The following is a 10,217-nucleotide window of genomic DNA, read 5'->3' as shown; positions in this document are numbered from 1 at the left end:
TTGCCGAGGCCGTCGTTGGCGGCGAGCACGCCCTTGATGTTCTTGTTCTCGGTCAGCATCTGCTCGAAGATGGTGCCGCCCTGCGCGTTGTCCCATTCCGGAACGGACTGGTCCGGGCCCTTGACGTACTCCTTGGAGTCGTACTTGGGCTTGAGGACCGAGTCGTAGCCCTCCTTGAACAGGGTGGCGTTGTTGTCGGTGGGCGAGCCGTTCAGCTCGGCCACGACGGGCTTGCTGGCCTTCATGTCGGTCAGGCACTTGACCAGGCCCTCGCCCTGGAGCTTGCCGACCGCGACGTTGTCGAAGCTGACGTAGTAGTTGGCGCCGCCGTTGAGGGTGAGCCGGTCGTAGTCGATGGTCGCGATGCCGGCGCCCTTGGCCTTGTCGAGGACCGCCTTGCCGGTACCGGAGTCCAGGTTGACGATCATGAGCACCTTGACGCCGCTGGAGATCATGCCGTCCGCGATCGTCTGGAACTGGGCCTTGTCGCCCTGGGCGTTCTGGATGTCGACCGGCACGCCGGCCGCGTCGAACGCCGCCTTCAGGTACGTGGTGTCGGCCGTGGCCCAGCGCGCCGAGCTCTGGGTGTCCGGCAGGATGACGCCCACCTTGCCGACGGACTTGGTGTCGCTGCCGCTGCCCGTGCCGCTGCCGCTGTCGTCACTGCACGCAGCCATGCCGCCGGTGGCGAGCAGGCCCACTGCTGCCAGGGCGAAAAATCCCTTACGCATTTCTTGTCCCTTTCAGGTAATCGGACATTCGATTGAATTCAGTAGCGCCCGCCACCGAAAGTTTCGGTTTCAGGAATCTGAGCGAGGGGTTTGTTTGTTGTGCTCGGCAACTTTTTCTCATCCCAGCGCTCAGCGCAAGCAATGATGCGAGAGGATCTCGTTCCTCGGAATAACAATCTGGCAACATGGGGTCGGGTTGCGACCGTCGCACACCACCCGAATTGCGCCGGAGCCGGATCCGCCCCGGGCGCCATCGAGACGCAGGCGAAACGTGCGCGAGACGGTGACCCGTTCAAGATCGAGTGGGCGTGCTGAGGGACGTCGATGTCCCCCGTGGACGGACGGCTACCGGGGCCCGCCGGTCGGCTGCTTCGCCGGAGACGGTTCCTCGCCCGTCCGAAACGTTTCGGTGTGATCCTTCGGTGGGTCGGGCGGGGCGGCGGTCGCCGTGGGCGGCGGGGCGTGCGATCGCCGGTCGTCCGATGCGTTCATGGTGCTCCTCGGCCGGCGCTGCCATGAGCGGCACGGAGCCGGGCGGGAATCGACGGTGACGAAGTGCGCGTCGATGGGTCGCGCTCTGCAGAAAAACCGCGCCACCCTGGTGGAACAACGGCGCATTACGGATTACTACTGACCGGTTCGAATTTGTTGTCGTCGACAACATCCAACGGTGGTTAAACCGTAGGTATGCCGCCGACGGGTGGGCAATGGGGCAAGTGACCTGAAAGTTGCGGGAGCCTACCGGTACACTTGTCACCCCGTACGCTCGCTGGCATGGCACCCGCGCCGCGCGTCTCCGTGCTGCCGGGCGACGGGCTGAACTTCGCCAGGTTCGCCCCCGATGCCGGCCTGGCCGGCTTCGTGGAGTCATATTGGACACTCGACGTCGAGCGGCCGCCGGTGGAGCTGACCGCGCTTCCGGACGGCCTGACGGACCTCATCTTCGTCCTCGGCGCCCGGCCGGCCGGCTACGCGGCCGGTCCGTTGACCCGGCCGGAGACCTACCGTCACGAGCGGCGCGTGAGCCTGCTCGGCGTGAGCCTGCAGCCCGGCACGGCCGTGGCGGTCCTCGGCATCGAGGCCGTGTCGCTGCCGGCCGGATGGACGCCGCTCGCCGAGCTCGCCGGCCCCGCCGCCGACGAACTCGCCGCGCGGCTGGCGGCCGCCGGGCCGGTTCAGGCCCGGCTGGCCATTCTCGACACCTTCCTCGCGGCCCGGCTGCGCGGCGCGGCGACCGACGGCCGGGTGAGCACCGCGCTGAACACGATCCTGGATCGGTCCGGCGACGTCGCCGTCGAGCGGCTGGCACACGAGTCGGCCGCGAGCCCGCGCAACCTCGGCCGCCTCTTCGACGCCTGGGTGGGCATCAACCCGAAGCGCTTCGCCCGCATCGTGCGGGTCCAGGCGGCACTGCGCGTGCTGATGGAGGAGCCCGGCACGGATCTCACCGGCCTGGCGGCCCGGCTCGGCTTCGCCGATCACGCGCACCTGACCCGCGAGATCCGTACCCTCGCCGGGGCGCCGCCCAGCGAGCTGGCCCGCCGCCTGCACCGCGACGATCCGGCCGTTTCCTTCAAGCGCGACGACGGTGCCGGTCCCTAGCGTCGGGGCATGACATCCGAATCGATGAGCAATTTTCAACCTGGCCCCGGGCCGGAGGTATCCGAGCCGTCGCCCACCGTCGGGAGCTGCCGCCCTGGCCACGTTGAAAAAGGCTCACACATCGCAATCATCGGTGCCGGCGTCGGCGGACTGGCGTTGGCGCACGGCCTCACCTCCGCGGGCCACCCGGTCACGGTGTTCGAGCGTGACCCCGGCCCCGACGGCCGGGAACAGGGCTACCGCATCTCCTTGAACGCGATGGGCGTGGCGGCGCTGCGTGAACTGCTGCCGGAGCCCCGATTCGCCGCGCTGTCCGACGTCGACGTCGCCGGGGTCGGCGAGGAGTTCGCCTTCGCCACCGCCGGCATGCGCCCGCTGCTGCGGCTGCGGGCCGACGCCGGCGCCCGGACGGTACGCCGGGCCGCGCTGCGCCGCCACCTCAGCCGGGGGATACCGATCCGGTGGGGCGGCCACGTCGCCGGAATCGACGAGGACCCGTCCGGGGTGACCCTGCGGCTGGCCGGCGGCGACACGGTCCGGGCCGCGATGGTCGTCGGGGCGGACGGCGCCGGCTCGTCGGTGCGCGAGGCCCTGCGGTCGACCGGTGCGGCGGTCCCGGAGGTCGTCGACATGGGCATCATCAGCATCGGCGGGCACGTCGACCGTACCGGTGGGTGGGACGAGGCCCTGCCGCTCAACCTCGCCGGGGGCGTCCAGTATTTCGGCCCGGCGGGCTGGTCGTTGTTCGTGTCGTTCTGCGAGCGCGAGGATCGCACGCCGACGGTGCTGTGGGGGCTGTCCCGCCGCGCCGGCGACGGCGGGGCCGGCGAGCCGGGAGCCGCGATGGCGCTCCGCGGCTGGCACCCGGCACTGCGGCGCCTCGTCGCCGGCACCGCGCCCCCCGACCTCATCGCGCCGATCTCGATCCGCAGCAGCCGGCTGCCCCGGCGCTCCGCGGCGGACCGCCCCACGATGTCCGCGCACGGGCGGATCACGCTGCTCGGCGACGCCGCCCACCTGATGCCGCCGCAGCGCGGCCTCGGCGGCAACAGCGCCCTCGAGGACGCCCGGGTCCTCACCGGCGCCCTGGCCGCGGGCGGCCCGATCGTGGACGCGGTCGCGGCCTTCGAGCGGGAGATGCTCGGCCGCGCCCGGCGCGCGGTCGAGCAGTCCGAGGAGTCGGCCCAGATGTTCCACTTCCGCAATCCGGTCGCCGTCGCGGCCCGCTCGACCGTGCTGCGCGGGGCCGGCCTGGCCGCCCGAATCAGGGCCGGGCGGCGCTGACGCCCGCGGCGCTCAGACGCGGGCCGCGTTCTCCTTGGCGACCAGGTCGGCCGGGACCTCGAGGCCGGCCGCGCCGAAGACCTCTTCCTCCTCGACCTCGCGGACGCTCAGGTGGCTCGGCCGGCTGCCCGGCAGGGCCAGGGCGACCAGGGCCGCGGCGAGCAGGCCGAGCACGGCGCCGACCGCGAAGACCGCGGTGTACTGCGACTCGTGGGGCAGGGCGACCGGGGCACCCGGGATCAGGTTGCGGGTCAGCATCGTGACCACGAACGCGGTGCCCAGCGACATGCCGATCGAGCGGGCGATCGAGTTGACGCTGTTCGCGATGCCGGTCTCGGCCGGGGAGACGTGCGCGATCAGCAGGGCGGGCAGGGCGGCGTAGCCGAACATGACCGCGGTGTTGACCACGAACGCGCTGACGATGATCTGCCAGGTCGCGGAGTGCAGGGCGACCAGCATCCCGAAGCCGGCGAACGCCAGCAGGGCCGCGATCACCAGCGTGTTCTTCGGGCCGAACCGGCCGACGAGCCGGCCGCCGAGCGGGGCGGTGAACACGCCGGCGGCGGTGCCGGGCAGCAGGTAGACGACGCTGGCGGCGAGAACGGTCGAGCCGAAGCCGTAGCCGGTGATCGCGGGCGGGGTCTGCACCAGGTAGGAGACGGCCAGGAAGATGGCGAACATCGAGAAGCCGAGGAACAGGCCGGCCGCGTTGGCGATCACCAGCGGGCGGTGGGTGAGCATGCGCATGGTGACCAGCGGCTGGCTGATCCGGCGCTCGGCCAGGATGAAGACGACGAGGACGACCACGGCGGCGATCAGCGAGCCGATCACCTTGGCCGAGGCCCAGCCCCAGCTGTTGCCCTCCTCGAGCGGCAGGAGCAGCAGCACCAGGCCGAGGCCGAGCAGGCCGGCGCCGATCCAGTCGAGGCGGCCGGTCGCCACCGCGGCGCGGCGCGGCAGCATCCAGACGCCGGCGATGCCGATCACGGTCAGGACCGTGGCCAGCCAGAACAGCTGGTGGTAGTCGCCGCCGGCGCGCATGAGCAGGCCGGTGACGGTCAGCCCGAGGCCGGCGCCGACCGCCAGCATGCCGCTGACGGTGGCCATCGCGCCGGTGAGGCGCTGCGGGGTGAGTTCCTCGCGGAGCACGCCGATGGAGAGCGGGAACAGCCCGAAGCTGGCGGCCTGCGCGACCCGGCCGACCAGCAGCAGCGCCAGGCTCGAGGTGGTGGCGGCGAGCACCGAGCCGGCCAGCACGATCACCAGCACGCCGAGCATGACCGGGCGGCGCCCGTAAAGATCGCCGAGGCGGCCGAGCATCGGGGTGAGCACCGCGGCGGCCAGCAGGTTGGCGGTCACGACCCAGCTCGCCGAGGTGGCCGACACGCCCAGGTCGGCCTGGATGTTCGCGACGACCGGCACGACCAGGGTCTGCAGGGCGGAAACCAAGAGCACGACGTAGCACGACACCGCTAGGGCCATGCGGGACGACTGGTTAGGCATGAACCGAACGTAGACGCACTGACGAGCATTCTCAACACTGTGTCGAAAAACAAAGATGTGACGTCGAATGCACGCGGTAGGATCGGTTCGTGCCAGCCATCGGAAGCCGCCGCGCGCCCACCAAGGGCGATCAGAGGGAGCAGGCCCTGCTCGACGCCGCCCAGGTGGTGCTGCGCCAGAAGCCGATCGGTCAGGTCACCATTGACGAACTGGCCGGCGCCGCCGGGATCGCCCGCTCGGGCTTCTACTTCTACTTCGAGTCCAAGCAGGCCCTGCTGGCCGCGCTCTGGGACCGGGCGATCGGCCAGACCGACGCCGACATGGGGGAGTGGCTGGCCTCGGACGGCCTCGACCGGGCGGCGCTGCGCGCGGGCCTGATGCTGTCGCTCAAGCGCTGGAAGGTCGAGGGCCGCTGGCTGCGCGAGGTGTTCCTCGCCCCCGACCCCGGCCCGGAGGTCATGGGCGTGCGCGAGCGCCTGGTCGACGACGGCTGCACGATGTTCCGGCACCGCATCGAGCGCGACGCGAAGGCGGGCCTCACCGTGGACGGCCCGCCCGCGCTGCTCGCGACGATGGTGATCCACCTGCGGCTGATGACGTTCGCCGACGCGTTCGCCAACCCCGAGGCCCACGACGAGGACGAGCTGATCGACACCCTCACCGACGCCATCCTGCGGCTGGTCTACGGAGTGACCCCGGCCAAGCGGTAGCCGGCGAACGCCGTCCGATGGAGGAATGCTGGAGGCCTCGGCGCGGCTGCTGCGCCTGCTGTCCCCCTTGCAAGCTCGGCGCGACTGGACGCGCTGGGCGAACTGACCCGCCGGTATCAACGCGCGATCGACGCCTCGACGCCCAGGTGAACCCGGTGGTGCCGTGGGGTGTCGACCTCGTCGATCAGCGTGACGGCGAGGTCCGCGTACGAGATCCGGCTGTCCGGGTCGGCAGCCGCCGCCCGGTAGCGTCCGGTGCGCGCGCCGCCGCGGTCGAAGTCGCCCGCCGGGCTGACGACCAGCCAGTCGAGGTCGGTGGCCGCGCTCCGCAGCGCCTGCGTGCCGGCCGCGTGGGCGAGATAGAACGAGCGGTACTCCTGCGGATAGCCGGGTGTGTCCATCAGCGCCACCCCGTCGCCGGTCGGCAGGACCGACGCCAGGCCCACCACCAGCAGCCGCTTCACCCCGGCGCGGGTCAGCCCGCCGAGCAGCGCACGGGCGGCGCCGGTGTACAGCGCGTCCGGCGCCGCGGCCGGGTCGAACACTGCGCTGATCGCGGCATCATGACCGGCGGCGACCCGGGCGACGGCGTCCTCGTCCGAGACATCACCGGCGACCACGCGCACGCCGTCATCCGGCGCGAAGCCGTTGCGGCCCGGATCGCGGACCACCGCGGTGACCTGATGACCCCGCCGGCGCGCCTCGGCGACGGCCGCCCGCCCGGCCCGGCCGCCCGCACCGAATATCACGATCCCGCCCATCGCCGACTCCCGTTCCTTCCCGGACCGGCGCGCTCGCCGGCCTCGCCGCAGAACGTATCCGCGCACCCGGTTACCGATCGGATACCGACTACCGTGGAACCGTGACGACGCCGCTGGACCCCGACATGTTCGATCCGGTCTGTCCGTCCGATCTGTCGCCGATCCGGGTCGGCGACAAATGGGCCGGCATGATCGTCCGCTGCCTGGAGCACGGGCCGCGGCGCTTTTCCGAGCTGCGCGTCCCGCTGCGGGGCATCACCGCGAAGGTGCTCACCAAGTCGCTGCGCACCTTGGAACGCGACGGCCTGATCAACCGCACCAGCCGCCCGCCCCATTTCGAGTACGAGCTGACCCCGCTGGGCCGCAGCCTGCTCGAGCCGATGGCCGCCGCCTGCGCCTGGACCCGGCAACACTGGGACGAACTCCTCGACGCACGCGAGGCATCGCCGCTTCGCTGACGCTCCTGTCTCGACGAAGCGACGGCCGTGGTCCGTAAGCTGATGGGCATGGATGATTTCGACTTTTTGATCGGCCGCTGGCGGGTGGCCAATCGCCGGTTGAAGCATCGGCTGGTGGGCAGCGACGACTGGGACGAGTTCGAGGCCCTCGGGGAGATCCGCTCGCTGTTCGACGGCGCCGCGAACATCGACGAGATCATCTTTCCGGACGGCATGAGGGGCCTGACCCTGCGCCTCTACGATCCGGTGCGGAAGGTCTGGTCGCTGCACTGGACGACGAACGAGACCGGCGTGCTGTTCCCGGTTGTCACCGGCTCGTTCGACGGCGATCGCGGGGTGTTCTACGGCGCCGACCGAGAGGGCGAGCAGCCGGTCGACGTGCGGTTCATCTGGTCCCGCGGCACACCGGGGGCGCCCCGCTGGGAGCAGGCGTTCTCGGTCGACGGGCGGCAGACCTGGGAGACGAACTGGATCATGGACCTGCGCCCCGCAGACGACTGATCCTCCTCGGCGAGAGCCGAGGGATCGTGCCTGGTGTACGGTCCCTCGCCCAGGGCGTTGGCGAGGCGATTGAGCACCTCGGCGACCGTGAGGTCCCAGCCCACCAGCCGCGGCCCCGTCCAGTTGATCCCGACCGCGTAGCCCTCGGCGGCGATCTCCGGCAGTTCCTCATCTCGCCACGTCTCGAGCGAGAGCGAAGCGGCGCGCAGGCCGACACCCCATGGCACCTCGTCATGGGCCCGCGCCGCCAGGCCGCCGCCCCAGGAGCCGACCGCGGTGCCGAAGTGAAGGAACTCGGCGCCCCGCAGCGCGGCGAACCCCGCGATGCGGCCCCGGTCGTCCAGAACCACGAAGCAGTCGATGCCGGGGTCGGCGATCTCCCGCTCCCACCGGCGTCGCACCACGTCGACGGGGAACGGAAACCGTTCCTGCGGGAAGATGTTCGCCAGGCCGGCCCGCGCCCCGTCGCGTTGCACGATCATCAGCGCGTCGAGGTCGGCGGGGTTCATCGCACGCAGCACCGCGTCTGTCACGCGCTCAGAGTGCCCGCTCGCCCGGCCCGGAGCGACCCCGCCGCGGCCCGGCACGAGTGGCGGCCGTCACAGCGACGGGAGCCCGGAACGCGAGGCAGATCTCAGTTCCTAGGTCCGGCCGCGGACCGGCCGATTATGGCGGTGTTCGGATACAGACTGCGGGGAGGAACGTGCTGTGCGCTTCAATCGGGCGGGTGTAGGTACGCGGCTCGGGGGTGCGTTCTCCGTGCTCATGGTCCTGATGATCGTCGCCGCCGGTGTCGGCTGGTCGGCGATGTCCCGCCAGCAGGACGCCCAGCGGCAGCTCACCGACCTGCAGTCGGTGCAGCAGGATGTGGAACTCGCCATGTACCAGATGGCGGACATCTCCGGCTGGCAGGGGCTGGTCGTCTCCGACGTCGCCGCGTACGGCCCGACGAAGGCGCTAGGCAAGGACAGCTTCAACCGTACGGAGGAACTCGCGGCCAAGGACGCCGTGTACGCGAGCTTCAAGAAGGCGCACACCGCACACATGACCCCCGCGGAGCAGGCGCTGTACGCGAAGCTCAAGCCGGCCTGGGACGATTTCTTCAACTGGGACGACAAGATCATGAGCTGGGTCGGCGACGGTAGCCACGCGGGCATGGTCAAGGCGATGGACGCCATCAATGACGGCCCCGCGGCCGAGTCGCTCGGCACCATCTACGACACGGCGAAGGCCCTCGGCAAGTCCGTCGACCAGCGCATGGACGTGGCCCGCAAGCAGAGCCAGGACGCGCAGCGCCTGGGCCAGTACGCCATGGGTGGTGCGCTGCTCGTCGCCCTGGCCCTGGCGGTCGCGCTGAGCATCCTGGTCACCCGGTCCGTCGTCCGGCCGCTGTCGGTCGTCGTCGCCGCGCTGGGCAGGCTCGCCAAGGGGGATCTCACCGCGAAGGTCGACATCCGGCGCAAGGACCAGCTCGGGCAGCTCGGGGACGCGCTGAACGAGACCATCGACTCGCTGCGCGAGACGGTGGGCGCCGTGTCCGGGCACGCCGACTCGCTCGCCGGCGCCTCCGACGACCTGTCCCAGGTGTCCGAGCGGATCGCCACCTCGGCCGACGAGACCAGCGCGCAGGCCCAGGAGGTCACCCGGGCCGCCACGCAGGTGTCGGCGAACGTCAACACGGTGGCCGCGGGCAGCGCCGAAATGGGCGCCGCGATCCGCGAGATCGCCCAGAACGCCGGCGAGGCAGCCGCCGTCGCGGCCGAGGCCGTCAGTGTGGCTCAGGCGACCAACGAGACCGTCGGCAAGCTCGGCACCTCCTCGGCCGAGGTGGGCAACGTGGTCAAGCTGATCACCGCGATCGCGGAGCAGACCAACCTGCTCGCGCTCAACGCCACGATCGAGGCGGCCCGCGCGGGCGAGGCCGGCAAGGGCTTCGCGGTCGTGGCCAGCGAGGTCAAGGATCTCGCCCAGGAGACCGCGAAGGCGACCGAGGACATCTCGCGGCGGGTGGAGGCGATCCAGGCCGACACGGCGAGCGCGGTGGGAGCCATCGAGCAGATCGCCGAGATCATCGAGCGGATCAGCCAGTACCAGACGGTGATCGCCACCGCGGTCGAGGAGCAGACCGCGACCACGGGCGAGATGAGCCGCAACGTCACCGAGGCCGCCGACAGCAGCCGCGAGATCGCGACCACGATCGCCGCCGTCGCGGAGGCCGCGGAGATCACCACGACGGGTGTGAGCCAGTCCCAGCAGTCCGCGGCGGACCTCGCCCGGATGGGCGGGGAACTGCGGGCCATCGTCTCCCGCTTCCAGCTGAGCTGACCGGCGGCGGATGCGGGGCCGGACCGATGGGTCCGGCCCCGCTTTGCCGTCCGCGGCGGGCCGTACCCGCTCAGGACAGGGCGGCGCCGGCCGCCAGCAGCACGACGGTGGTGGCCGCGAGGATCGCCAGCAGCGGCCACACCCAGCGCAGGTACCGGCCGTAGGGCACGCGCGCCATGGCGAGCTCGCCCATCACCACCGCCGGAGCAGGAACAAGATCCACACCGCGGCGCCCAGCAGCGCGAAGATGCCGGCGCTGACCATCGCGCCGACGCCGATGAACGCTGCCTGGCGCGCGGAGCGCATCCTCGGCGAGGCCACGTCGACCACGGCGCTTCGTCT

The 10,217-nt window shown here is 71.3% G+C and carries 10 protein-coding genes; 6 read left to right on the top strand and 4 right to left on the bottom strand.

Annotated features, from left to right (window positions below; translation table 11 throughout):
• On the bottom strand, positions 1–731 hold a 731-nt coding region (locus AB0F10_RS26555; protein ID WP_360630463.1), incomplete at its 3' end, for a substrate-binding domain-containing protein.
• A 774-nt stretch (positions 732–1,505) separates the two neighbouring features.
• Here AB0F10_RS26555 and AB0F10_RS26550 point away from each other — a divergent pair.
• A complete protein-coding gene (locus tag AB0F10_RS26550) occupies positions 1,506–2,333 on the top strand; it encodes a helix-turn-helix domain-containing protein (RefSeq protein WP_360630460.1) in 828 nt (275 codons plus the stop codon).
• Positions 2,334–2,342: 9 nt separating this feature from the next.
• A complete protein-coding gene (locus AB0F10_RS26545) occupies positions 2,343–3,617 on the top strand; it encodes an NAD(P)/FAD-dependent oxidoreductase (RefSeq protein ID WP_360630457.1) in 1,275 nt (424 codons plus the stop codon).
• Positions 3,618–3,629: 12 nt separating this feature from the next.
• Here AB0F10_RS26545 and AB0F10_RS26540 read toward each other — a convergent pair whose 3' ends face one another.
• The gene (locus AB0F10_RS26540) at positions 3,630–5,120 is read right to left on the bottom strand and encodes an MFS transporter (RefSeq protein ID WP_360630454.1); all 1,491 of its coding nucleotides are present in this window, start codon (positions 5,118–5,120) and stop codon (positions 3,630–3,632) included.
• Positions 5,121–5,209: 89 nt separating this feature from the next.
• Between AB0F10_RS26540 and AB0F10_RS26535 the strand changes: the two genes are divergently transcribed.
• Complete coding sequence (locus AB0F10_RS26535; protein WP_360630451.1) at positions 5,210–5,830, top strand: TetR/AcrR family transcriptional regulator; 621 nt, start codon at positions 5,210–5,212, stop codon at positions 5,828–5,830.
• Positions 5,831–5,946: 116 nt separating this feature from the next.
• Here the strand turns inward: AB0F10_RS26535 and AB0F10_RS26530 are convergent, their stop codons facing one another.
• A complete protein-coding gene (locus AB0F10_RS26530) occupies positions 5,947–6,591 on the bottom strand; it encodes an NAD(P)H-binding protein (RefSeq protein ID WP_360630448.1) in 645 nt (214 codons plus the stop codon).
• A 101-nt stretch (positions 6,592–6,692) separates the two neighbouring features.
• Here AB0F10_RS26530 and AB0F10_RS26525 point away from each other — a divergent pair, with 101 nt between their 5' ends.
• From AB0F10_RS26525 to AB0F10_RS26515, 3 genes are all read left to right on the top strand, one after another.
• Complete coding sequence (locus AB0F10_RS26525; protein ID WP_360630445.1) at positions 6,693–7,049, top strand: helix-turn-helix domain-containing protein; 357 nt, start codon at positions 6,693–6,695, stop codon at positions 7,047–7,049.
• A 48-nt stretch (positions 7,050–7,097) separates the two neighbouring features.
• Positions 7,098–7,550: a hypothetical protein gene (locus tag AB0F10_RS26520; protein ID WP_360630442.1), complete on the top strand. Its 453-nt coding sequence runs from the start codon at positions 7,098–7,100 to the stop codon at positions 7,548–7,550.
• Positions 7,551–8,258: 708 nt separating this feature from the next.
• Entirely contained in the window at positions 8,259–9,875 is a 1,617-nt protein-coding gene (locus AB0F10_RS26515) for a methyl-accepting chemotaxis protein (protein ID WP_360630439.1), read from the top strand.
• 192 nt (positions 9,876–10,067) lie between these two features.
• Here AB0F10_RS26515 and AB0F10_RS26510 read toward each other — a convergent pair whose 3' ends face one another.
• Positions 10,068–10,205, bottom strand: a complete 138-nt coding sequence (locus AB0F10_RS26510) for a hypothetical protein (RefSeq protein WP_360630436.1) — start codon at positions 10,203–10,205, stop codon at positions 10,068–10,070.
• Positions 10,206–10,217 lie beyond the last annotated feature (12 nt).

The organism is Actinoplanes sp. NPDC026623, assembly GCF_040638275.1.
GTDB lineage: Bacteria > Actinomycetota > Actinomycetes > Mycobacteriales > Micromonosporaceae > Actinoplanes.
This window is presented reverse-complemented; position numbering and strand designations above follow the sequence as displayed.